The sequence below is a fragment of the Vibrio sp. TMPB1044 genome, from assembly GCF_030442075.1.
Taxonomy (GTDB): domain Bacteria; phylum Pseudomonadota; class Gammaproteobacteria; order Enterobacterales; family Vibrionaceae; genus Vibrio; species Vibrio satsumensis.
In genome coordinates this window covers 96,070-120,677 of the sequence record NZ_JAUJED010000012.1, presented here as the reverse complement: position 1 = coordinate 120,677, position 24,608 = coordinate 96,070, and the positions used below count along the sequence as shown (strand labels likewise).

At 45.1% G+C, this 24,608-nt stretch carries 15 protein-coding genes; 9 read left to right on the top strand and 6 right to left on the bottom strand.

The window, feature by feature from the left end:
• Nucleotides 1-59: 59 nt before the first annotated feature.
• The 3 genes from QQ041_RS07160 to QQ041_RS07150 all read right to left on the bottom strand — a co-directional run bounded on the left by QQ041_RS07160 (nt 60) and on the right by QQ041_RS07150 (nt 4,920).
• Nucleotides 60-764, bottom strand: coding sequence for a 1-pyrroline-5-carboxylate dehydrogenase (locus QQ041_RS07160; protein WP_285953434.1), 705 nt, complete (start codon nt 762-764; stop codon nt 60-62).
• Nucleotides 765-775: 11 nt separating this feature from the next.
• A complete protein-coding gene (gene putA / locus QQ041_RS07155; RefSeq protein ID WP_285953433.1) occupies nt 776-3,913 on the bottom strand; it encodes a bifunctional proline dehydrogenase/L-glutamate gamma-semialdehyde dehydrogenase PutA in 3,138 nt (1,045 codons plus the stop codon).
• A 182-nt stretch (nt 3,914-4,095) separates the two neighbouring features.
• A complete protein-coding gene (locus QQ041_RS07150; RefSeq protein WP_123305774.1) occupies nt 4,096-4,920 on the bottom strand; it encodes an AraC family transcriptional regulator in 825 nt (274 codons plus the stop codon).
• Between the two features lie 505 nt (nt 4,921-5,425).
• Here QQ041_RS07150 and QQ041_RS07145 point away from each other — a divergent pair.
• The 3 genes from QQ041_RS07145 (at nt 5,426) to QQ041_RS07135 (ending at nt 9,704) form a co-directional block, all read left to right on the top strand.
• Nucleotides 5,426-6,529, top strand: a complete 1,104-nt coding sequence (locus QQ041_RS07145; RefSeq protein WP_146492685.1) for a PEGA domain-containing protein — start codon at nt 5,426-5,428, stop codon at nt 6,527-6,529.
• A gap of 187 nt (nt 6,530-6,716) precedes the next feature.
• Nucleotides 6,717-8,546 carry an SUMF1/EgtB/PvdO family nonheme iron enzyme gene (locus tag QQ041_RS07140; protein WP_285953432.1) on the top strand — a complete coding sequence of 610 codons (1,830 nt, stop codon included), beginning with the start codon at nt 6,717-6,719 and terminating at the stop codon, nt 8,544-8,546.
• A 375-nt stretch (nt 8,547-8,921) separates the two neighbouring features.
• Complete coding sequence (locus tag QQ041_RS07135; protein ID WP_285953431.1) at nt 8,922-9,704, top strand: helix-turn-helix transcriptional regulator; 783 nt, start codon at nt 8,922-8,924, stop codon at nt 9,702-9,704.
• Nucleotides 9,705-9,828: 124 nt separating this feature from the next.
• On the opposite strand, the gene pdxH is transcribed toward QQ041_RS07135, so the two are convergent.
• Nucleotides 9,829-10,464 (bottom strand): pyridoxamine 5'-phosphate oxidase, encoded by a 636-nt coding sequence (pdxH, locus tag QQ041_RS07130; RefSeq protein ID WP_061015981.1) that lies wholly within the window; start codon nt 10,462-10,464, stop codon nt 9,829-9,831.
• A 167-nt stretch (nt 10,465-10,631) separates the two neighbouring features.
• On the opposite strand from pdxH, the gene QQ041_RS07125 reads away from it, so the two are divergent.
• The 6 genes from QQ041_RS07125 to QQ041_RS07100 all read left to right on the top strand — a co-directional run bounded on the left by QQ041_RS07125 (nt 10,632) and on the right by QQ041_RS07100 (nt 20,214).
• Entirely contained in the window at nt 10,632-12,569 is a 1,938-nt protein-coding gene (locus tag QQ041_RS07125; protein WP_285953430.1) for an ATP-binding protein, read from the top strand.
• 68 nt (nt 12,570-12,637) lie between these two features.
• Nucleotides 12,638-13,933 carry a sigma-54 dependent transcriptional regulator gene (locus QQ041_RS07120; protein WP_285953448.1) on the top strand — a complete coding sequence of 432 codons (1,296 nt, stop codon included), beginning with the start codon at nt 12,638-12,640 and terminating at the stop codon, nt 13,931-13,933.
• A gap of 112 nt (nt 13,934-14,045) precedes the next feature.
• Entirely contained in the window at nt 14,046-15,437 is a 1,392-nt protein-coding gene (locus QQ041_RS07115) for an HlyD family type I secretion periplasmic adaptor subunit (protein ID WP_146492681.1), read from the top strand.
• Between the two features lie 59 nt (nt 15,438-15,496).
• Entirely contained in the window at nt 15,497-16,165 is a 669-nt protein-coding gene (locus QQ041_RS07110) for a transglutaminase-like cysteine peptidase (protein ID WP_186728107.1), read from the top strand.
• Nucleotides 16,166-16,170: 5 nt separating this feature from the next.
• Complete coding sequence (locus tag QQ041_RS07105; protein ID WP_285953429.1) at nt 16,171-18,081, top strand: LapD/MoxY N-terminal periplasmic domain-containing protein; 1,911 nt, start codon at nt 16,171-16,173, stop codon at nt 18,079-18,081.
• Nucleotides 18,082-18,099: 18 nt separating this feature from the next.
• Nucleotides 18,100-20,214 carry a type I secretion system permease/ATPase gene (locus QQ041_RS07100; protein ID WP_060980817.1) on the top strand — a complete coding sequence of 705 codons (2,115 nt, stop codon included), beginning with the start codon at nt 18,100-18,102 and terminating at the stop codon, nt 20,212-20,214.
• Between the two features lie 148 nt (nt 20,215-20,362).
• On the opposite strand, the gene QQ041_RS07095 is transcribed toward QQ041_RS07100, so the two are convergent.
• Together QQ041_RS07095 and QQ041_RS07090 are read right to left on the bottom strand one after the other, a co-directional pair.
• Complete coding sequence (locus QQ041_RS07095) at nt 20,363-22,033, bottom strand: DUF342 domain-containing protein (RefSeq protein ID WP_146492678.1); 1,671 nt, start codon at nt 22,031-22,033, stop codon at nt 20,363-20,365.
• 417 nt (nt 22,034-22,450) lie between these two features.
• Entirely contained in the window at nt 22,451-24,553 is a 2,103-nt protein-coding gene (locus QQ041_RS07090; protein ID WP_285953428.1) for a GNAT family N-acetyltransferase, read from the bottom strand.
• Between the last annotated feature and the right edge of the window lie 55 nt (nt 24,554-24,608).

Here is a 24,608-nt window from a genome sequence, read left to right as displayed (position 1 = left end):
ATGGGATGAATCCAAAAGTGGAAAAAACCAAAAGTGATTAGAGCCAATTTTACTGAAGGTTAGTGAGCTTCGCTTCCAAGTTCGAGCAAGGTCGCGTTACCGCCCACGGCTGTTATATTTATAGTTCGCGTGCGTTCGGTAATGAAGCGCAGCGATAGGTGTGGATCATTAGTAACATTCATTGCCGTCAGATCCGTTTCAGCGACTAAACCGACGATTGCACCGTCACGCTTAGCAAGCTGCAAATTGATAGCTTGTGCCGTTTGTGAATTACCCACATAACCTGCACTTCGTACATCGCAAGACAGCAGCTGTTGAGCAGCGTCATAGGAGGCAACCTGTACTAAGTTAGTTGGCAAATTCGCTTGTTTCGCAGCATCAGCAATTAAGGTGTTGAACTGTACGTCATCACTGCACAATTGAACGCTGTTACCTGCCAATAGTGCTGCAGTAATCATCGCTGTTGCGGTTTGCAGTGCCGACACTTTCTGTTCGCAATCATCAACAATTACCAAAGCCACACCGCGGCCGGCAGCGTACAACTCATTGGTTTCACCCGTAGGACCCGCCATGAGGTGATGCTCAGAAAGCAGCGCAGACGCTTGCTCTAAATGATAAGTTGCCACTGCCGCCAAAGGCGCAGATTGACTTTCGATCTCTGATTTGAATGAAAGTACCTGAGCACTCTTATGATCAAAGTCGGTAAGATTCCATTGTTCCCACGCTAACAAAGCATCAGAAAAACCTGTCACTTGATGAACCATGATACTGCTCCTTATGCCTTGTCTTGTAATTGAGAGAAATGAACATCAGTAAAGCGATATAGGTAGTGAGGACCACCCGCTTTAGGGCCAGTACCCGACAAGCCTTGACCACCAAATGGTTGAACCCCAACAACAGCGCCCACTTGGTCACGGTTGATGTAGCAGTTACCCACACGAACGTGTTTTTCGATCCAACGGTAAGTTGTTTCGTTACGGCTGTGGATACCCATGGTTAAACCAAAACCAGTTTGGTTAATTTGATCAACCACTTGCGCCAGTTCACTCGCTTTGAAACGAACGATGTGCAGCACAGGGCCAAACTGTTCTTCTTTCAAGCAACTGATGTCATCAATTTCAAACGCACTTGGTGGGACAAAGTCACCATGTTCATAATCCGTACCTAGAGAAAGTTGAGCCACCTTCTTCTGGGTATTGGTCATGTTTTCTAAGTGAGCCAACAACTTCTGTTTCGCGTTTTGGTCGATAACAGGGCCAACATCGGTTTTATGAAGATGTGGAATGCCAACACTCAATTCGTCCATTGCACCGTGAATCAATCCAATCACACGGTCTGCAATGTCTTCTTGAATGTAAAGCACACGTAGCGCAGAACAACGTTGACCCGCAGAAGCGAAGGCAGAACGAATTACATCACGAACCACCTGTTCAGGCAGTGCGGTACTGTCGACGATCATTGCGTTCTGACCACCCGTTTCCGCGATAAACGGAACCGGTTTAGCATTGCGACTTGCCAGTGACACGTTGATACGTTGTGCCGTTGGTGTTGAGCCCGTAAAGGCAACGCCTGCAATCGCATCATGGCTGGTTAGTGCACTGCCGATCTCAGCACCGCGACCTGGTAGTAACTGAATCGTGCCAGCAGGGAAACCCGCTTCATTCATCAGTTCAACGGCGCGAGCTGCAATCAAGCTTGTTTGCTCTGCAGGTTTCGCCACAACCGTGTTACCCGCGACTAGTGCAGCTGTAATTTGGCCAAGGAAGATCGCCAATGGGAAATTCCAAGGGCTGATACAAACGAACACACCACGACCTTGTCGAGAGGCGATTCGTGTTTGGCCATCAAAACCTTTTAGTTCGAAACCTTGCAGATTATCAGCTTGCTTTGCGTAGTAACGACAGAAGTCGACCGCTTCACGCACTTCATCAATACTGTCGTGAATAGTCTTACCCGCTTCTTGATGACAAATTGCCACCAGCTCAGCTAGGTTCTCTTCCATCAGATCAGCCAGCTTCTCAAGCGCAGCGGCCTTAGTTTCAACCGAAGTTGCATTCCAATCAGCAAATGCTGCGTCTGCGCCAGTGATCGCTGCGGAAACATGATCAAGGTTAGCGAAAGCCACCTGACCGACATTAATACGACGATCGTAAGGTGCCGTGACTTGTTCAACGTTCTGATCAGCCTTGATCATGCTTTCGGCAAAAGATTCACCGTTGATCACAGGTCCAGCAGTCCATTGATTGTTAAGGAAAGACTTAACCTGCTCTTCGAATTGATGAGCTTCACTTTCGATATCAATGTTCACACCGTAAGAGTTCTTACGCTCAGGGAATACCGCTGGCGGCAGAGGAATCTTAGTGTTGTTCAGCGTATCGAACGCAAGAAGCATATCGACTGGGTGTTGAGTCAGCTCTGCCACTGGGCAGCGAGCATCAACCAATCGGTGTACAAACGAGCTGTTTGCACCGTTCTCTAGCAGACGACGTACTAGGTATGGCAGTAGATCTTTATGGCTACCAACTGGCGCGTAGATACGTACCGACTGTTGGTAAGCTTCCATTGCATGGTTATAAAGTGAATCACCCATGCCGTGTAAGCGTTGGAATTCAAAGTCTTTATGATCGGTCATCACAGCAATAGCAGAAACCGTATGAGCATTGTGGCTCGCAAACTGCGGGAAGATATTGCCACGAACACTTGGGCTCAATAGGTAACGCGCACAAGCAAGGTAAGCTACGTCTGTCGCTTCTTTGCGTGTGTAAACTGGGTAGTCAGTGAAACCAGCCTGTTGTGACCATTTGATCTCGCTGTCCCAGTACGCGCCTTTAACTAAGCGAAGCGGGATCAAATCACCCTGCTCTTTCGCTAGGCGGTTTAGCCATACTAGAACTGGTAGCGCACGCTTTGAGTATGCTTGAATAACCAGACCAAATTTACCCCAACCTTTTACAAGGTCAGTGCGGTACAGTTTTTCGAATAATTTAAGAGAAAGCTCTAAGCGATCCGCTTCTTCCGCATCAATCGTAATCGCAACATCGAGCTCTACTGCTCGGCGTAATAACTGCTCTAGCGTGTCGCAAAGTTCAGTCAGTACGCGGTCTTCGTTCGCCACTTCATAACGTGGGTGAAGCGCAGAAAGCTTGATAGATACCGATGGAGCTGGGCTCGATTTTGAAGAGACATACGTGTCTCGACCTACGGCTTCAATCGCCATTAGGTAATCTTTGAAGTATTTGTTTGCGTCAGCTGTAGTCAGTGCCGCTTCACCTAGCATGTCGTATGAGTAGGTAAAACCTTTGTCACGCATAGACTTACCGTTCTTTTGCGCTTCAGCAATGCTGCGGCCAAGAACGAATTGGTGGCCCATCACCTTCATCGCTTGGTGCATCGCTTTACGAATCACCGGCTCAGAAAGCTTGTTCACTAAACGGTTAACCGCTTGACCTGCACTCTGCTCTTTAGATGAAAGTCCAACCACCTTGCCTGTTAGCATTAGGCCCCAAGTTGATGCGTTAACAAAAACCGAGTCAGAATTCTTCAGGTGAGATTTCCAATCCGCAACGCTAAGTTTGTCGCGAATCAGTGCATCAGCCGTTGCTGAATCAGGAATACGCATCAAGGCTTCCGCCAGACACATCAGCAAGATGCCCTCTTGAGTATCTAAGCTATATTCAAGCAACAGCGCATCGATCATCTGAATAGATGTTTTATCCGCACGGATAGACTCAATCAACGACGTCGTTTTGTCTGTAATTTGCTGCTTTTCAGACTCAGAAGGGGTAGCTAGCGGCAGAAGTTGCTCTAGCCATTGGGTTTCATCCACCATATATAATGGTGAGATAAGCGACCATAGATCAGCAAGCGACTGCTCATTGAATTCTGGCTTTAACACATCGGTAGCTGTAAACATGCGTTTTCCTTAATCTCACACCCGGAATTAGCCCGGGGATCTCTACAATGGCTGCAGTGTATTTAGAGTATATAAGGATTACTTGTCAAAAACTCCGAGTTTTTTGCTAAAAACTCGCTTTATTAACAAAACAAACACAACGTCACATATGAAACTTTAAAATAATATGCCGTTTTGTTTCACTATTTAACAGAAATTTTCTTTTTGTATTGGGATGGTGACATGCCTTGAAGACGTGAAAAGGTGTGAGTAAAGGAGGATTGACCGGAGAAACCAGCAAGTTCTGCAACCTGACCAAGGCTCAGATTACCTTGTTCGATCAAGCGGCGAGAGCGGTCGATACGCTTACCTAATACATACTGGTGAGGGGTAATACCCATCTGCTCTTTGAACAACATATGAAACTGGCTTTCACCCAAAAACACACTGCCTGCCAGCTGCGCAACCGAGATCTTATTCGCGAGGTGTTGCTCAATGTAGCGATCCAGAGCTTCAAGATCGAAACGCGAATCTTTGATTGAGGTTTCAAACGCCGAGATATGCCTTTGCATCAGTGCAATCACCGTATCATTACAGGCACGGCTTAATAGCAGATCATCAGGGCTTGCCTGCATCTCTTGCACCAACATATGGATAAGCTTTTGAATTTGCGCGTCTAATTGGAAGTAGACGTTAGAAGACTCGAGCTGATTAATCTTCTCTAACATCAGAGGGTCGTCGTCACTTGGCACAGGCATGTTGAGCACTAGGATATCCGACTGACCGACCACACCACCGAAAGCATGATCAGAGCTTGCTGTCACCACACATCCTTGGCCGGGACCGACAAGATTGCCCTTACCACTGACTTCAAATTCCGCCTGACCTTTTAGACCGATCACCACCTGAGAATAATGGTGCTCGTGGCAATCCATATGCGATGGCAAAGTAATGATCTCTGCGGGACGAGGGCCAGTAAGGCCTAGCGGAGACAAGTCTAGGTTTGGAAAGGGTAAAGGTTTTGGCATGACAGCAAAATACTCAAGTCAACATAGTAAGAATAATACTCTGAAATCTGCACAAGATGAATTTGTAAATGATCATGAGAGTCATTTCCTGACCTCAAAGAAAAGATCATCACTGCGATCGTCTTGATCATGCCTCCGGAAAGATGATCAAGAGTGTACAAACTACGGGCATTGTAAAACCAATCGTTCCGACGAGTTTAGGGACTTCACAAGCAATCACACAAGCAATCACACAAGCAATCACACAAGCACGAAAATCATGTCATAAATAAATGTTTCATCGCACCAACATAATGAATAAATTTTCTTATATAGCTCAAATAATTCGCTTTCAACTTGTAAAAAGTGTATCCGAAGTACCGAAACTTGGCTTTTGAGTAGATTGAAATGCAATAAAACGGTATAAAGACGGGTACTGTGTTAATTGCTAATAACTAGTGACTGACAACTAGGAAGTAGACACTTTATTAACGAGCCAATTTCAATCTATAAGTTGCAGGGACCTATGACTAACTTTCGAATTTCAGCGCTTTTACTTGCGCTATCCCCTCTTTGGGTATCTGCATCGGTATCAGCTGAAGAACTGAATCAAGTCGATCCTGTTTCAGCTATCGATGCAAAGCTAACAGAGAAAAACTCAGATATTGAGCGTATTTCAGCAACCAAAGTATCGGCGACTGAAAACCTAAAACAACTACAGAACAAAAACAGTAAGTTGTTACGCGAAGGTGAAGAACTTAAGGCAAAACGTAACAGAGCTAAGTCTGTACTCGACAAACAGTACAGTCGCTTACTTGAAGATCCCGAAACAGATTTGGTCTCTTTCCAGAAAAGTTACCAAGATGCCTGGGCTGCGGTTAAAGATAATCAATCGGCTCAGCTAGACAATGAACAAGCAATCAACGAGAGCGAAATTCACCTTTCTCAAATCAAACAAAAGCAAGCTCGCCTAAACAATGAGCTGGCTAATTTGAGAGAATCAAAAGTTGAAGCTCGTGTTAAACGTATTGCAACAGAACTGCGTGAAAGTGCGGTTCTTGAAACCAGCTACACCACTACATGTGCATCAACAATGACACTGGGTGAGTGTACTGCTCAAGGTAAATACCTAACCAATCAAAAAGCCGTGCAGACGTTCAAGAGTCAGTTACTTGAGCAGCTCACAGAAAGTACGTTGGCGAAGCAAAACTTGCAGGGTGTTCAATTGAATATCCATGTTCAAGACAGCCAAGCAATCAAGAGTGGCTTCTCTGGTAACAACTCTTACTTCATGCAAATGCAGGCTCAGCTTCAAGCAAAACCTGAAGCGGTTGCTGCGTGTAACTTATTGAACGTTTCAACGCGCTACTGTTTAACGGGCAGTGACGCAGCAGTCGTTAAGAAGAGTGACAAACAGTGGGCTAACGTGACGGTACGTTCTGATCAGTACAACGACTCAGTAACGATCAACGGAATTAAATATGGCAGTACACCTCTTGAGGTTGCGCTACCAAGTGGTCGTCACCAAGTAACCATTTCAAAACAAGGTTACGAGTCTTACAACCGCACAGTTACCATCAACGGCAGCGACACGATTTGGGTTAAGCTTCTTCCTAGCAAGGAAAGCTAAACACCCTTTCTACATAGAGCTGAGACGATACAAAACGCTCAGTGCTATATCAGATAGCCGTGCCTATTTCACAAAGTTGAATGAATACTCGCCATTTTGTTGATAGTTATAGAAAGTAGCTGCAGACGAAATGGCGTTTTCGTTTAGAATATTCGATTAACCTAAATTACGATTGAAGTAGCCCATCATGCGCCAAGGTCTTCCTACTCTACTATTTGCACTTGCTCCCTGCCTAATGACTCCTGCTGTTTTCGCTGAGGCAACACCGCCAGCGATCGCGTCTTCTGTCACCGACATTGAAAGCTCACTATTCGAAAAGCATGCCGACTTAACGGCTGTTAAGAAGAAACTGGCTGACAAACAAAATGAAGTCGACAATCAGACGCAGCAAATGGCACGTCTAGCGAAGTTATCCGCTCAAGCAGAGCAGACACTCGCAAAGGCGAAAGCGAGTCTAGAGCAAGATTATACACGCATGATTGATGAGCCTGACTTTGATATCTCGCCAGCTCAAATTCAATTCCAAGACGCTTGGAAAACCGTAAAAGAGAGCAAGCTTACGATTTCAGGATCAGAACAGAAGCAGCAAGGCTTGGTGATGGAACTTGAGGCTATCCTGGCCGAAAAAGCGGCGGTACAAGCTTCAATCGCAAACCTGAACCAAGACAAGCTAAGAGCAAGGGCAGAGCGACTAAGAAACGAGATCACTCAGACGGAAGAGCAGACCGTTAGTTTTACTAACCGTTGCAGCAGCGATATGACACTGGCGCAGTGTTCAGATCAAACGGTGACCTTAGCACTTCAAAAAGCGGTAAAACAGTTCCAGCACAGCTTGGTAGACAACGCGACTGAATCGAACACAGTGAAAGAGCACCTTGCGTCTGCTTCTCTGAATATTCACGTTCTGCAACACAAAGTAAAATCCTCTGGCTTCTCTGAAGATAACCGTTACCGAGCGGTAATTGCGGCGAACCTAGAAACTCGCCCAGATAAGAACACTCCTTGCCGGCTACTTGGTATTCAGTCATCAAACTGTTTCACGCAAAGCGAGCAACAAACCAACGACCAGCAAAAAGAAGTCGCTTGGGTTAACTTGGTGGTGCGTTCAAATCAATACAACGACAATGTTTCTATCAACGGCGTGAACTATGGCAGCACACCGGTTGAAGTGATGTTACCTACGGGCCAACACATGGTCACGATCGAAAAAGAAGGCTACCTTTCTTTCCACCAAGAGTTGAAGATAGCCCGCGATCACAACCTACGAGCGGTATTACAAGCCAAGCAGAACTCATTGAATGTCGGTACCAAGTTTGCCGATCCAATGGGGGGCGACATTCAGAGCCCTGAAATGATTGTTGTCGGCTCTGGTCGCTACCTACTCGGTGAAAACAATGCACAACAAGTGACGATCAAACAGCCGTTTGCATTAGCAGCAACACCAACCCGTGTTCAAGACTTTAGAGCATTTATTAAAAGCACAGGCTACCAGACAGACGCAGAGCTGATGAACACCTGCGATACGTTCGTCAATGCAGAAATCACAACTGTTTCAGACAATGACTGGCAAAACCCTGGCTTTAAACAAGCAGATAGCTCACCCGTTGTATGTGTCAGCCAGAACGATGCAAAAGCTTATACTCGTTGGTTGTCTAAAAACACAGGTTTCACTTACCGTTTACCAACGCCACAAGAGTGGGAAGCCGCAGCAAGAGCTGGCCAAAACACCAATTTCTGGTGGGGCAACGAATTCAGCTCTGGCAAAGCCAATACAGGTTGGGCAGGCACACCTTGGTCAAACGTAAGCACCTCCCCGGTTAAGTCATTCTTACCAACCCCTACTGGTTTCTACGACATGGTGGGTAATGTATGGGAATGGACAACCATTCAGAAAGGCCTAGCGAAGGGTGGCGCGTGGAGCTTCTCTCCAGAAGAAGCGAAAGTGTATAACGAACTGAACGTTGCACCTTCAACCGCAGCCAACTACCTAGGATTCCGAGTATTGCGAGAGCTGTAAGCTCTCCATTAGGTTCTGAAATTTTGAAATATTTACTCTAGGTTCTCAATTCTCACATTGAGCAGCATTTATAGGGGAATTCCCCCCTTATGCATTAGCATTCCTAGGAGTAGATTCGTCGATAGAGTAGTAAGTCACTCTGGGTATCAAATTGATGCCTCAGTTTAATTTACCTGACCCTCGTAAATTAGACTGAAAATCTTCTACATGTCGACAAGGCATATCTTGTCTTTAGCCAGCCCCTCTTCAGGCTGGCTTTTTTTTGCCTATTTATCACTCTTTATGCCTACCCATCCTACGTAATTGAAGTAGTTCGTCAGCAATCCGTTTAACTGTCATTCACCCCTTATTTTTCGCACGGACTACAAACTCTAATTGCCATTGCAGCACTATAAGAAACTGATATCATTACCATACCTCAGCTTACGAGATAAAAAATTGCCCGAACCACTCAACTCCATACATCGTTCTTTATTCGAACAACTTCCAGGCTGCTGGGGCTGCAAAGATACTGACTCGGTCTTTGTGTACGCCAATCTTGCTTACAACCAGTTAATTGGCTTAAAACCCGATGAGACTTGTACTGGCTTGACCGACTTCGATATGCCCAGTCAAACTATTGAATGTGCACAGGATTTCAGAGCCCAAGACAAACATGTGATGGATACACACAGCACCCTTAAGATCCTCGATATTCACCCTTATCCAGACGGACGCTGGCATGCCCATATTTTTACCAAAACCCCTTGGCTTGATGATAATGACAATGTCCAAGGCACTATCTTCTATGGGCAAGAGCTCACTGATACTGCAATCTTAGAGGTCGGTCATTGGGTTTGTCAGGCAACAGGAGCGAAAGGTAATCAAGCATCACTTGCGGGATCAGAGCCGCGTGTGTCTAAGCTGCAAAAGCGGCTGACCTCTAGAGAATCAGAAGTGCTGTTCTTACTGCTTTACGGAAAAAAACCTCAATACATAGCGTCTACGTTAAACATTTCAATCAAAACGGTCGAAGGTCATGTCGCGAGATTGAAGCAGAAATTCGACGCTCGCAGTAAAAGCCAATTGATTGAATATGCATTGGACTCGGGGTTAGGCTCAGTGATCCCAGAAACTCTGCTCAAAAAACAGATCTCCGTTGTTCTGCACAGTGACTAGTTAAGTAATTGAAGGCCCGTTGGTTATTGGTTTGACAAGAGTGCAGACAAAAAAATGCCGTTGATTAGATAAGTATCATCAACGGCACTTTTGGATCTATTAAGCAGCTAAGCGATCAAGCAACCTAAGGCGCTAGTCGATCAATATCCCAGCTGTCGTCTTGGCGTGAGAACAAGAAACGGTCGTGCAAGCGGTGTTCGCCACCCTGCCAAAACTCAATGCTATCCACACGTACGCGAAAGCCACCCCAGAAAGAAGGCACAGGAATCTCGCCTTTGGCAAACTTCTGTTTAAGCTCTAGATACTTACCTTCTAGAATCCCACGCGCTGAGATGCGGCTACTCTGCTTACTTGCAATCGCGGCCAACTGGCTCTCTTTTGGACGTGACGAGAAATACTTCATATTTTCCATAGCTGTCAGCTTTTCAGCCGTGCCCGTAATATGAACTTGTCGCTCAAGTGGATGCCAAGGGAAGTGCAAACTGATTTTGCTGTTGTGCTGAAGCTGGTGCGCTTTACGGCTACCTAGGTTGGTGTAAAAAACGAAACCGTCTTTATCAACATTCTTCAGCAGAACAATTCGTTGGAATGGCTGACCATTTTCATCAACCGTAGCAACTGTCATGGCAGTAGGGTCCGTCAACTTCGCTTCAATGGCTTGCTCTAGCCATAGATTGAATTGCTCAATCGGGTCTGCGGCCAAGTCTTTGCGTCTCAATCCACCCTTAGCGTATTCGCGACGAATATCTGTCAGTTCCATTTGGTTGCTCCTTTCAATTTTTTTGTGATTTTGCGCTGTAATCCTTTGAAACACAAGTCTCAGTCATAGTTTTGTCTCACTGAAGATGCTCTGTGTTAACAAGATCTCGGTACTCTCTCCATCATATTGATAATCTTTACACAAACCGATGACAAGCTGAGAACCGAGTGACCAAAATACTGCCTAACCTAATGACTCCCTTTGTTTTATTCTCATTGCTATTGGGAGCAGCAGGACTGACTGCTACTCATTTTTTGGCCGGTCAATTCCAAGAAAAAATCGTCACTCAGCAACTCAATGAAGCAGCTAATAAAGCCAATCTACAAATCGATTCTGAACTGGATAAATTCAAACAGATCCCTGATTTACTCAGTCATGACCCGCGCCTACTCTCTTATTTTGACTCCTCACCAAAAGCAGACAAAATTTCCGCTGCGCAGCTCAATCAATTGCTGTTTGAGTGGTCGAATCAAAGCCAGGCCGACACCATCTATATTCATGACCCAAGCGGGACTGTGATCGCATCAAGTAATTACCAAAAGCCACGTACCTTTGTTGGTCAAAATTTCTCGTTTCGTCCCTATTTTGCTTCTGCAATTCAAGGCAATAACACGCACTATGTCGCGCTGGGTGCCCGATCTAATGTACGCGGTTACTTTTTATCGTCACCGTTGTATCTAGAAAGTGATATTGTCGGGGTGATCACCGTAAAAGTAAGCCTAGAGAACCTTGAAAACATCCTAACCAGCGACGACTTTGAGATCGTGGTACTCGACTCTAACCAAGTGGTGTTTCTATCAAGCCAAGCTCCGTGGCTTTACCATTCATTGTTGCCATTAACTCAGCAGCAACAAACAGATATCGCACTTCAACGCCAATACGGTCAGAGCAAAATTTCGATCATCGAAGCCTTTCGTTCTTCAAGCTCTCAGTCAGAAGCTAGCAACGCCAATCAACCTAATACAAATCGATCTAGCAACCTTCAATCAAACGAAATCCGAAAAGAACTCACCGCTAACCAATTATTTAAACTCGGGACTTTTAATCTTTACCCTGCAACGGTCAGCAACAACCAGTACCAAGTCGTCGCCCTAAAAGAGACCAGAGCTGAGCTTATTAAGGTCTTGCAGATCGATGTCATCTTCGTGGTGATTTACAGCTTGGTGATGCTCATCGCTTGGTCGTGGCGCCAGACTTATCTCGCGAAAGTGGCGTTGACCCGACTCAACCAAAACCTAGAGCAAACCGTTGATAAACGTACTCACTACTTGAAGCAATCCAATCAACAGCTGCAACAAACCATCTTTCAATACCAAGAGTCGCAGTTGAAGTTGAAACAGACAGAACAAGAGCTGACACAAACCGCGAAACTAGCGGTACTCGGTGAGCTGTCAGCCAGCATTAACCACGAAATCAACCAACCACTTGCAGCGCTGCGAACCTACAGTGAGAACAGCTTAAAACTACTTGATATGGAACGAACCGATTTGGTGAAGAACAATCTTGAGAAAATGATTGGCCTCAACAACACCATTACCGACATCATCGCGCGACTCAAAGTCTTTACTCGCAAAGTCACTAAACAAGAACATCATGTGGCCAACCTACACCAAGCGGTCAACAATGCTACCAGTATTCTCAGTGCGCTGATGATCAAGCAAGGCATTACACTTAGGTTAAGCACGGTGCCCGATGACATCAACATTGCGATTCATCCAACCGAACTTGAGCAAGTACTGGTCAATCTGATTCACAACGCGATTCAAGCGCTTCAACAGCAAGTTCTTGAACAGAAAATCTTGCAGGAGCAACAAAACCTGGAAAACGTTGACCAACAAGCTAGCCCACAGATAGGCATCGAATGGCAACTGCATCATAACTCTTGTCAGCTGATCATTTGGGACAACGGAATTGGCATGCAGGATGACAAACTAGAACAGCTGTTCGACCCGTTTTTTACGACTAAACCGGAAGGCTTAGGGTTAGGGCTTTCAATATCGAAACGGATTATTGAAGCGTATCACGGCACGATCAGCGCAAACCGGTTAGAGCCTTCAGGCATGGTATTCTCGCTAAACATCCCGTTATATAACGATAAAAGCTAACGCGCCATTGTTAACATTGATTAGAAAATGAATTTCACATACTGCTAAGGACTCGACTTTTGCACTCTATGCCTAAACTCTATTTTGTCGACGATGAACCTGCGATTCGCGACTCAGTAGAACAAGCCATGCTCATTGAAGGCATCGATATCGTCTGCTTTCCCAACGCTATTGAGGCATTAAAGAAAATAGATACGTCGCAAGCCGGAATTGTCATCACCGATATTCACATGCCGGTGATGGATGGCATTCAATTAACGCAAAAATTACTGAGCCAACATCCTCATTTTCAGGTCATCGTACTTACCGGGCATGGTGACGTACAAACAGCGGTATCTGCGATGAAAGCCGGCGCTTATGACTTTCTAGAAAAGCCATTTGTGGTCGATGCCCTACTCACTGCCGTTAAGAAAGCCGCGGATAAACTCGCACTGGTTGAAGAGAACAACCTATTGCGTAAAGAGTTGGCAATGCAAAATCAAGTTGGCCCAAAACTGATTGGTCAATCACCATCAATGCAGGCATTACGCCGAGAGTTGATCACCCTAGATACCAAAACCAACCCACTTTTATTATTTGTTGGTGATTTAGGAACGGGGAAAAGGGTCACAGCACAATACACCCATGATCTACACAGTCATCAAACTGCGGAGCTTTGCCCTGTCGCAGCATTTAATTTGCCTCGCAGTGACGAAGCGACATTTCATCAATTTGTTTTGCAACTGTTTTTGAAGCATCAAGGTGGAACACTCTATATCCATGAGACAGAAGCATTAACTCAGGATCAATGGCTGTGGTTCGCCAATCTAAAACCGACTCTACTTCGTGAAAACTCATGCAAGACCAATGCAACTTGTATCATTATCGCAAGCACAATAGTTCCTACTACAATTATAAGTGAGTTCCGCCGATTTGATTTACTCACCTTGGCGCAACGAACCGAAGATATTGGCTCTTTGTTTAAGCACTTTGCTCGTGGTGCAGCAAGTCGATATCAACTACCTCCGCCCGTCATTACAGAAAAAGAGATTCAACGACTCATCGCGACTCATTGGACAGAGAACATTCGTCAGCTTCGCCAACATGCCGAACTCAGAGTGCTGACTCAAATCAAACAGCCATCACTCGATAGCGATACTAATGAGCAGAGCGACGAAAATGAACTTGATGTGAGCATTGAGGTACAACAACTATCGTTAAACCAACGTACCGATAGCTTTGAACAAATTATCTTGATTGAGGCACTACATCGCCATCAAGGTCGTTTAAAAGAAGTACAACAAGAGCTGCAGGTGTCGCGAAAAACACTGTATGACAAACTAAGAAAGCACCAGCTCGATAAAACCGATTTCAAAAACCGATAAGTCTTAAAAAATATATAAATTCAAAGATTTAAAGGAACAAAATCTTAACATTTATCAGAAGTAAGAATACACTCAATAGGCTTGCACTTTTATTTAGCGAACAAGGACTGTTATGAGTCAGAAAAATTTCAGCAAATTGAACGAGACCGAGCTTGAGTATGTCGATGATAAAACAGCGGCACTGCTCCTCAATACGCCCACCAGTGCGCGTATTATGTTGTGGGTAATCGTTCTGTTTTTTGTTGCTGCTATTGGGTGGTCTGCTTGGGCTGAGATCGACAAAGTCACTGTTGGTCAAGGCAAAGTGATCCCTTCCTCTCAAATCCAAGTGGTGCAAAACCTTGAAGGGGGATTGGTTAAAGAGATCTTGGTTAAAGAAGGTCAACGCGTTCAAAAAGGGCAACAGCTACTGTTAATCGATGACACTCGTTTTCGCTCGGATTTTCGCGAACGTGAGCAACAAGTGGCCAACTTAACCGCCAGCGTCTTAATGCTTTCAGCCTCATTAACCAGTGTTGTTATCGACGAAGATTTCTCTGTAGCAGAGTGGAAAAAAAGTGTCTTACTCGACTACGGTAAACTGGCTTTCCCTCCAAAATTTTACGAGCTTCAACCAAAACTGGTGAATCGCCAGAAAGCAGAATATCGTCAGGATCTTAATAATCTAAAAAACCAACTTTCCGTTTTTGATCAACAAGTTGAGCAGAAACAGCAAGACCTTATCGAAATTAAAGCACGTGTTCGGAACCTAAAACAAAGCTACAAGTTTGCTCGCCAAGAACTGGATATCACCAAACCTCTTGCCGATGAAGGGGTGGTACCAAGAATTGAGTTGCTCAAGCTTCAAAGACAGGTCAACGACACTCGCCGAGAAATGACCTCAAGCGAACTCAAAATACCTCTTCTACGCTCGGCAATCAAAGAAGCTATGCTCAGCCGTATTGATGCCGCACTGAACTTCCGCTCAGAACAACAAGAAAAACTCAACCAAGCACAAGATAAGCTCTCTGCAATGACCGAATCGGCGGTTGGCCTTGAAGACCGAGTAAACCGTACTGTGGTGGTTTCTCCAGTAACTGGCACCGTAAAAACACTTGGTATTAATACTGTCGGTGGTGTTATCCAACCGGGTATGGATATCGTTGAAATTGTACCGACCGAAGACTCGCTATTGGTTGAAGCCAAAATCGCCCCGCAAGATATCGCTTTCCTACGCCCAGAATTGACTGCGATCGTTAAATTCAGTGCCTATGACTTCACTAAATACGGTGGCCTAGAAGGCGTGTTAGAGCACATCAGTGCCGATACCACTCAGGATGAAGAAGGCAACAGCTTCTACATCGTGCGCGTGCGCACCGAAAAACACAATTTTGGACAGAACGAAGAGTTGCCAATCATTCCGGGTATGACCGCCTCTGTCGATATCATCACGGGTAAAAGAACCGTGCTGGAGTACATGTTGAAGCCACTATTAAGCGCTCAAAACAACGCACTAAAAGAGTAAGGACGTTTGATGCTTGATGACGCCTTTCAATACACAGCAAACAGACGAGAGCAGAGGCTATGAGATCTCGGATTTCTCTATTGCTGCTGGTCCTCACCTCTTTTACCTCTATGGCGCTCAATAAGAGCGACCAACGATGGATAGACGCGGTTACTGCAACCTACGGGGAAAGAGCAGGAAAACGAGTAGCAACATGGCGCTCAAATATGACGTCATACGAAGGGTTAAGTGAAAAAGAGAAGTTAGATTCGGTAAATCGATTCTTCAACCAAATGTACTTTGTCGATGACAACATACTGTGGGGAAAAAACGACTACTGGGCAACACCACTGGAGTTTCTAGGCAGTAACGCCGGTGACTGTGAAGATTTTACTATCGCAAAATACTTCTCTTTGCTTGAACTGGGCGTCCCAGATAAGAAATTACGATTAGTGTACGTAAAAGCACTTGAGTTAAACCAATTCCACATGGTGTTGGCTTACTACTCAACACCCAGTGCAGAGCCACTAATTTTAGACAACTTAAACCCTGAAATAAAACGCGGTTCTAAGCGCGGAGATCTGCGACCGATATACAGTTTCAATGGTAAAAACCTTTGGCTGATCAAGTCGGCAGCAGGCAGCGGTAAGTTAGCAGGGAAATCATCAAGACTGAGCTTATGGAACGACCTACGTTCTCGTGAGCGCAATCTAAAACTAAACAAACCCATTATCAATTACGATGAGTAGGTACAATGACTTTATATAAACAGCTTGTGGTCGGGATGGTTGCGGTATTCATACTGCTGATGACGTCAGTTTTTATGATCGAATTCAATACCACCCGTGGATACTTAGAAGAGCAGCAACGCTCTGAGGTAAGTAATACCATCAATACTGTTGGACTGGCTCTCGCCCCTTACCTAGAAGAAAAGGATAAGGTGGCAGTGGAGTCTGTTATCAACGCCCTGTTTGATGGCAGCTCTTACTCCGTCGTTCGATTGATCTTTCTTGACAGCGGTGAAGACATTCTTCGCTCATACCCTGTAAAGCCAACCGGCGTACCACAGTGGTTTACCAACCTTAACTTGTTTGAGCCTGTTCATGACCGCCGCGTAATCACCAGTGGCTGGATGCAGCTAGCAGAGGTTGAGATTGTGAGCCACCCAGGTCCGGCCTACGACCAACTTTGGCAAGCATTCATCCGCTTATTAACCATCTTTGGCACGATCTTCTTGTTAGGTTTAGTGTCTATATCTTGGATCCTCAAACGTGCCTTACGTCCGCTCTCGTTGATCATTACTAAGATGGATCAGATCGCTAAAAATCAGTTTGGCGAACCACTGGCTCGTCCGAAAACAAAAGATCTAACTTTAGTTGTCGATGGTATCAACCACATGTCGACTCAAGTTGAACTGGCATTTAAGAACCAAGCGAAAGAAGCTCAAAAGTTACGTGAAAGAGCGTATATCGACCCAGTATCTCAGCTAGGTAACCGTGCTTACTATATGTCTCAGTTAACTCAGTGGTTAGAAGAGTCCAGCTTAGGTGGTTTAGCGGTACTTAAAGCCGAGTTTATTAGTGAAGAGTACGATGAAAAAGGCTATCAAGAGGGTGATGCCTTGGTTCATCAGCTAGCTGAGCAGCTGCAAGCTTCAATTTCATCACCTGATATCACTATCGCCCGCATTTCTAGTGACGAGTTCGGCTTCATTATGCCAAACATTGATGAGAGCGAGCTTAAACTTGTCGCGAGCAGCATCGTAAACTGTATACAAAGCCTAGGTTCAGACCCAACAGGCACTGCAAATCCACATATTGCTCTGGGTGTGACCTACAGCAACAAGCGTAAGACCAGTACTGAAATCATGTCGCTGGTGGATAACGCTCTTTCAAGTGCCAAGGCGAACCGAGAGCTTTCTTACGGCTACGTAACTGCAGACGATCACGGCGCTGTTATGGGCAAACAACAATGGCGCATGTTGGTCGAAGAAGCGATCATCAACGACCTCATTACCTTCCGTCTTCAAGCTGCAAACAATTCCTTTGGCAAAACCTATCACCAAGAGGTGTTCTCTGCGATTGAAAAAGATGGCGTACGTTACGGTGCCAACCAGTACTTATACGCACTAGAACAGCTTGAAATGAGCCACATTCTCGACCAATACGTTATCGAGAAGATGATTGAAAAGCTTAATACAAAAGAAGTAACGAGCCCTGTTGCTATCAACATCTCACCAAGCAGTATTTCTCAACCAAGCTTCATTCGCTGGATTGGTAAAACACTTGAACAAAACGCTTCAATCGCTCACCTATTGCACTTTGAGATTCCTGAAAACTGTTTCATCAACGTTCCGCACTACACGGCACTGTTGTGTAACACCATTCGCAACGCCCAAGCGGTGTTTGGTGTCGATAACTACGGACGTAATTTCCAATCTCTGGATTACATCAACGAATACCGCCCAAGCTATGTGAAGCTAGATTACCTATTCACACATAACCTTGATGACGAAAAACAGAAGTTCACCTTAACGTCGATCTCTAGAACCGCTCACAACCTAGGCGTCACCACCATCGCGTCTCGAATAGAAACTCAGACTCAGCTGGATATCCTGTCTGATAACTACGTAGAAGTGTTCCAAGGCTTCATTGTTGATAAATAGTTGTAAGGGTTATATCACATGCAAGATCCACTATTGAACTCACTGATCTACGTTAGCCGGTATTACGGGCTAGCTAACTCGCCCGAAGCGTTGATCAATGGGCTACCACTATCTGATGGAAAGCTAACCCCTTTCCTATTCCCTCGTTCTGCGGAGCGAGCGGGATTAGTGGCGAAAGAAAACCGTTCCGACTTAGAAAAGATCCCTCACCTGATACTGCCTGCGGTTTTACTGCTTAAACAGGGCGAAGCGTGCGTTCTCAACAGTATCGATTTAGAAAAACAAGAAGCGGAAATCATTACAGCGGAAAGCGGAATGGTGCCAATCATCATTCCTGTCGAAGAGCTGAAAGAACAATTCATCGGCCGCTACTTCTTGGTAAAAAAACAGTTCCGTTATGATGAACGTTCACCAGAGGTTCTAAAAACTCGTAAAGGTCACTGGTTTTGGAGCACCATTTGGGAATCGAAAAACATCTACCGAGATGTGTTGATTGCCTCCATTTTAATCAACATCTTCGCTATTGCCGCGCCCATGTTCACACGTTTGGTGTATGACAAAGTTGTACCGAACCTCGCCTTTGAAACCTTGTGGGTGCTAGCCAGTGGTATCTTTGTGGTGTTCCTATTCGATTTGCTGCTCAAATTGATGCGAAGCTACTTCATTGATGTTGCCGGTAAGAAATCCGATATCCTCATTTCATCCAAACTGTTCAGCAAAGTTCTGGGCATTCGTATGGAAGCAAAACCTGCTTCTGTCGGTGCTTTTGCCAAAAACTTGCAAGAGTTCGAATCAATCCGTGAGTTCTTTACCTCTGCAACCATCGGCTCGTTAATCGACCTGCCCTTCGCACTGATGTTCTTAGCGCTCATTTGGTTAATGGCCGGAAACCTTGTATTTGTTCCTGTTGTCGGCGTGGTCATTCTGATCATCTATGCACTGTTAATCCAAGGGCCACTGCGTCGTACTATTGAAGAAGGCTCGCGTCTTGCTTCTCAAAAGTACGCGAACTTAATTGAGAGTTTAGCTGGTTTAGAAACCGTTAAACTGTTCAGTGCGCAAAGTCAGTTCCAATTCCGTTGGGAAGAAGCGGTTGCTCACATGGCGAATTGGAATATCAAAAGTCGTCGTATTACCGACAGCATCCAAAACACCGCCGGCTTTGTTCAGCAAAGTACTAATGTAGGTATGATCATCTTTGGTGTGTACCTAATAGCGGAAGGCGAGCTTACGATGGGTGGCTTGATTGCCGCAACCATGCTGAGCGGCCGAGCTATTGGCCCTCTTGTTCAACTGTCTTTGCTTTCTACACGTTACAACCAAGCGAAGTCGTCGATGACTCTGATTGAACAAGTAATGTCGATGCCAGATGAACAAGAAGAAGGCAAACGCTACATTCACCGCCCGATTATTCAAGGTCATATCGCGTTAGACAAAGTGACGTTCCACTACCCTGACTCGCCAGTCGCTTCTATCAGAGACTTAACGCTGCATATTAAACCTGGTGAAAAGGTGGCGATCATAGGCCGAATTGGTTCAGGTAAAACAACTCTAGAGCGCCTGATTATGGGCCTGTACAAGCCTACAGAAGGCCATGTTCGCATTGATGACACCGACATGGAGCAACTGCATCATGTCGACGTACGACGCAATATAGGCTGTGTTCCGCAAGACAGTAACCTGTTCTACGGCTCAGTAAGAGACAACATTACCTTGGGTCGTCCATTGGTCGATGACCGTGATGTAATGGATGCAGCGAACCGTGCAGGTGTTACCGCTTTTACTCAGCAAGATCCAGCAGGCTTAGAACGACAAGTGGGCGAAGGCGGTGGTTTGCTGTCTGGTGGTCAACGCCAGTCGATTGCTATTGCTAGAGCCTTCCTAGGCCGCCCTCCGGTGTTATTGATGGATGAGCCGACCAGTGCCATGGATAATCGCTCAGAGATGCACATCAAGCACCAGCTTAACCAATTGCTACCAAGTGAGACGTTAATTCTGATTACACATAAAACGTCGATGTTGGACATTGTAGACAGAGTGATAGTGATGGAGAAAGGCAGCATTATTGCCGACGGACCAAAAGCGCAAGTTCTATCAGACTTGAAGCAAGGTAAGGTAAGAGCTGCAAGTTAAAGCGCTCATGTGACTTAAAGAATCTAACTAAATCAATATCAGTAAAAAGCAAAGGGGGAGCATCAGCTCCCCCTTTTTGTTTATTCGAATATATAGAATACGGTTCGAACCGATCTAGTCAGAATCATTCAGTTTGAGAGTCTTTCAATCACAATGAGATATCTTCTTGTTCCATCTTGAATGAACATTGAATCTCGTATTGATTGAATGAGAAAACACTGCCGCCGTGAGTTCGCTTCGTCGTGACCGTCTCATCACCAAACTGAATCGTCACTCGGGTATACACCTTTTCGTGTGCCTCGACGGTGGACTCGACAAGGTTAGTTTCAAACTCAGCTTCGAGTGTATCTAACTGCGACTTAGTATTTTCAATCGCAAGGTTGTTCTTTTCTCGTTGCTGATCAATTTCCAACGCTTGCTCTTCGCTTCTCTCCGCTTTTGGTCGCTTCTTAAATTCGAGCTCTTGGCGAATCACATCCATGGTTTGCTCTTGAGCGTGTTTATAGATTTCTTTTAGCTCGGCTATCTTTTGTCGGTAGCCGTCGTAGCGGGCAAAACCATGCACCTTGGTTACGGTATCTCCCTCAACACCTAAGAATACACATTCTACTTTTCCACCGACTTTGGCTTCACCACCGCTGAGCGTACCATGCTTCTTCATGGTATCCATCACAATAAGATTATTACCACAACGAATTTCGTTTCCCATACTGTGTACACCAAGTCGAAGATCGTTGGCCGTTTGTAGCTCGGCATTCTGTGCGTAGCTTGCTGTGATAGAGCCTTTGCTAAATACCTTACAACTTTTTGCCTCGCCCTCTTTGGTCGTATGGCCGATAATCCCTTTGGCGACTTTGATATCACCCTGAGCTTGAACTTCTGCCGATTCGATAAAGCCACCAACCGTAACACTACCGGTCGCTTTGACGATCATTCCCGGTTCGATGTTGCCAGAGACAAATACATTGCCTTTGAATTTAACGTGCCCAGTTGAGACATCGACGTTACTAACACACAAGGCATCATCCACTTCAATGGTTCGATCTTTAATGATGGGTAGTCCAGGATATGAGGCGAGTAGTAAGTTAGGGTCGTCAGGGGAGATATAGGTGCCTTTGCCAGGCTTAATTAAACTATCTTGTCCGGGAAGAGGAGGGATAATTCGACCTTGGACGGTAAAGCCAGCGATACCTTTGGTTGCGGGAGTACGTTTCATTAAGTGGTCATTTTGGCCAACGGTAATGGTTTGTCCCAAGTCTCGCATATCGATCTTGCCTTCGTCTTTACTACGAGGCTTCAAGACTTGGCGAGTAATGTCTTCAACCAAGGCGGCAAACTTAGCGTCTTTACCCTTTACTGGTTGTGTCCCCTTAGCGACTGGCTGAATAAACTTTTCGCCAGGCTTAAGTTTGCTACTCATCATCAGAACTTTTCTGAGCGCTAACTTATTAATTCCTTTTGTTATTTGAGCTTGGGATAAACAATGGATGATGTCGCTGCCACGCAGTGGACGTCCATTATATGGACCAGTGACTACAAGACTCGCGAGCATCTCATCATCCGACAGTTCGACCGTAACACTGGCATTTCGAACTTCGGCAATCAAGATTCCTTCATAAGCTTCACCTTTACCTTCTTTAGCAAGAGTGACGAAACGCAAAACCTCTTCTTCGAAAAGAAAATAGTTTGATGCATTCAAAGCTTCCAAGGTTGGTGGCAGTGTCTTATTATCAAAGCTTGTGTCGACCACAAACCCAGTAGGCAGACATGCCATCACTTGTTGCTTGTCTTCCGACAATGTAACGATGTTATCCCACATTCGAATTGAGTATCCCTAATGACTCAGTTGTTATTCAGTCTATATAATTCGTTCTGCGCTTAGAATCACATTATTGGAATAATCAGCGTCACATCACTTACTTTCGATTCTGCAAACATGACTCATAAATAAGACTGACACATTTTATGATCGGCTTCACCTTTACAAATACATTGGTGAATTTTCCAAAATATTTCGTGCGATTAAATGTTGATTCAAGGTTGGGCCAAATAGTAAAGGCGAATAGGTTTGAAAGATTAGAGGCTGTCATGGAGAGATAAAACAGAAAGGATAAAACAGGTAATGCGGGTACAACAGATTTAAATATTGTGCTTCAGTTTACAGTGTAAATCCAAGATTCTAATTTACACTGTAAATCTAGTTCGTAGCGGTAAGTTTATTAAAATGATGGTCTGTCTATTTACACTGTAAATTTGCTAACAAAGCATCGACATCTTTACGAAACTGAATCTCTGCTTGTTTACGGCCAACGAGATTAAACTGTTCGACACAGGCAACCCACTCTTTCTGCTGGACCACCTTTGCGATAAGTAAGTCAGAAATACTGGCTTCTCGAGCGTTACTGAGCAAAATCAAATTCAATACACTGAAGCTAATCGCATCATAACTGTTGCCGCCATTCACATAACTTCTGACTAACTGAATTTCAAACTCGCTAACGGCTTGTACACTATTTGGCAGCAGTACGCGCACCATGTCGGTTTCAAGGGAAGCCAAAGAACCAGAAACAAGAAAACAGAAACTACGCTCAAAATGATTTTGAATTTGTTTCAGCCAGCTTTGAGGGGATGAGTTAAGCGCCTTAACCATAAGAACCGAGTGACAACCACTCGCCTGATCTCGCTGGTGGCCGATATGCACAGCTTGGAATTCACTACCATTCCAAAAAGAAATCAATTCGCTGGTCGCGCCAAAGCTTGTCGCCAAATAATCTGCTTGCTCTGTTTGTACAGCTTCCTCAGATAACCGCTCTAACATCCAACGGCCAATACCTAAACCTTGACGGCGTATCGAGACAGCAATGCGCATCACTCGAAGACAACGGCTAGTTGCCGCTTCAACAGAACCGAGCTGGTTAGCTAAAAGGACTGGAGCTAGGTGACCTTGCGGCCTGCGCTTTCCAGTTTGAATTTGAGCAATCAACTCGCTATCTAAACCGCCCTCCTCCGTCACCAACATACAACCAAGACATTCATCTTTCTGCCAAGCTGCATATAAATGGATAGCTGGATTATTTAAGAACTGCATTAAGTCGTTCGGCGACGTCTGATAATGCGCATCAACGAGAAGAGAAAAACATTGCTGTAGCTGCTCAGGATTAGCCAAGCATTCTGCTTTTGACAACTCGACCAAGTTTAATTGGTTGCTTTCTTCAGCAGAAAAGCTATCTAACTCATGGACTGCGGAGTCACTTAGCGATACGTCGTTACCAAGCAGGAAGCAATCAAACAACCAAGCTTCTAGTGGATCGTTGTTATTCCAACGAATCGGTTGTTCGAGCTTAAAGCCTTTCCATCCAGGGCGGTGCTCAGCAAGCCAAGCTTCAAACTTAATTCCAAAACCTCGTCCACTGCCTTCGTAACCATGAACTGTGGTTGAAAAAACCATGCGATGATAACTACCGACCATAGATTTAAGCATTGGGATTGGAATGGCAGCGGCTTCATCAACCAACAACAGATCGCAATCAGGCTTAGATTTAAGTAATTCATCTGGCGCGACAAATCTTAAACTTCCACCTTGATAACCAATGTGAGTCGCGTTAATTACTTCACACGTATCGAGTCGCTGTAACGCATGAGAAAATACGGGCTCAATCGCTTTCAAAGACGGAGCGGTAACAATAATATTTAAGCCCTGTCGCTCTGCCAAAAGCTGAGCAGCTGCAATACCCAGAGTTGAGCTCTTACCTCGTCCTCGGTCTGCAGTTAAAATCAGTGGGCGTTTTCGATGTCCCGTGACGACTTTCTTAACTAACTCAATCGCCGTTTTTTGCTGTTCAAATCGGTCAGTCAAATTGTCGTCATTAAGTTTTTGAGGAAGCGAATTAACCGCTTCAATCACACCCGCCTGTTCGTCACTTTGCGAAACAGAAAGTAGTTTATCAAAATGTAGCTTTAACCAACGTTGACCAAAGCTCGCGCTATTTTTAGAGTCATCAACTTTTGGCGGCAACACCAACAACAGCCCGCCACCTACTAATGAACCCAGCGCGGCGCTAAAACCATTTGCATCGAACTGCTCTCTAAAATCACAAACAAGAAGTTGGCATTCGCGACCAAGAAGTTGCTGGCCCTTTTTTACTGGCGCGTAAATCGCCCCTTCAAACGAAGTACCGCCAATCTGGAAGATCCTAGGAGTTTGTGAGTCTTGAAGGAAGGTAAAAACAGCAGAGTTTTGCCAATCAAAATCACCATCAAAGACCACGCCGTAACGGTGATCGTTATGTTGAGCAATATTAGAGAGTGTATGCAGAAAAGTGTTGGTTGGGTTTGTCATAGTTAGCGTCCAGATTTATCTAAACACAGTTTATCACAGCCAAATAAAAAGCCGC

What these genes read in the sequence shown, in the direction of transcription:
- QQ041_RS07160 (WP_285953434.1), bottom strand. Translation starts at nt 764, where the DNA reads ATGGTTCATCAAGTGACAGGTTTTTCTGATGCTTTGTTAGCGTGGGAA.
- putA (WP_285953433.1), bottom strand. Translation starts at nt 3,913, where the DNA reads ATGTTTACAGCTACCGATGTGTTAAAGCCAGAATTCAATGAGCAGTCG.
- QQ041_RS07150 (WP_123305774.1), bottom strand. Translation starts at nt 4,920, where the DNA reads ATGCCAAAACCTTTACCCTTTCCAAACCTAGACTTGTCTCCGCTAGGC.
- QQ041_RS07145 (WP_146492685.1), top strand. Translation starts at nt 5,426, where the DNA reads ATGACTAACTTTCGAATTTCAGCGCTTTTACTTGCGCTATCCCCTCTT.
- QQ041_RS07140 (WP_285953432.1), top strand. Translation starts at nt 6,717, where the DNA reads ATGCGCCAAGGTCTTCCTACTCTACTATTTGCACTTGCTCCCTGCCTA.
- pdxH (WP_061015981.1), bottom strand. Translation starts at nt 10,464, where the DNA reads ATGGAACTGACAGATATTCGTCGCGAATACGCTAAGGGTGGATTGAGA.
- QQ041_RS07120 (WP_285953448.1), top strand. Translation starts at nt 12,638, where the DNA reads ATGCCTAAACTCTATTTTGTCGACGATGAACCTGCGATTCGCGACTCA.
- QQ041_RS07115 (WP_146492681.1), top strand. Translation starts at nt 14,046, where the DNA reads ATGAGTCAGAAAAATTTCAGCAAATTGAACGAGACCGAGCTTGAGTAT.
- QQ041_RS07110 (WP_186728107.1), top strand. Translation starts at nt 15,497, where the DNA reads ATGAGATCTCGGATTTCTCTATTGCTGCTGGTCCTCACCTCTTTTACC.
- QQ041_RS07105 (WP_285953429.1), top strand. Translation starts at nt 16,171, where the DNA reads ATGACTTTATATAAACAGCTTGTGGTCGGGATGGTTGCGGTATTCATA.
- QQ041_RS07100 (WP_060980817.1), top strand. Translation starts at nt 18,100, where the DNA reads ATGCAAGATCCACTATTGAACTCACTGATCTACGTTAGCCGGTATTAC.
- QQ041_RS07095 (WP_146492678.1), bottom strand. Translation starts at nt 22,033, where the DNA reads ATGTGGGATAACATCGTTACATTGTCGGAAGACAAGCAACAAGTGATG.
- QQ041_RS07090 (WP_285953428.1), bottom strand. Translation starts at nt 24,553, where the DNA reads ATGACAAACCCAACCAACACTTTTCTGCATACACTCTCTAATATTGCT.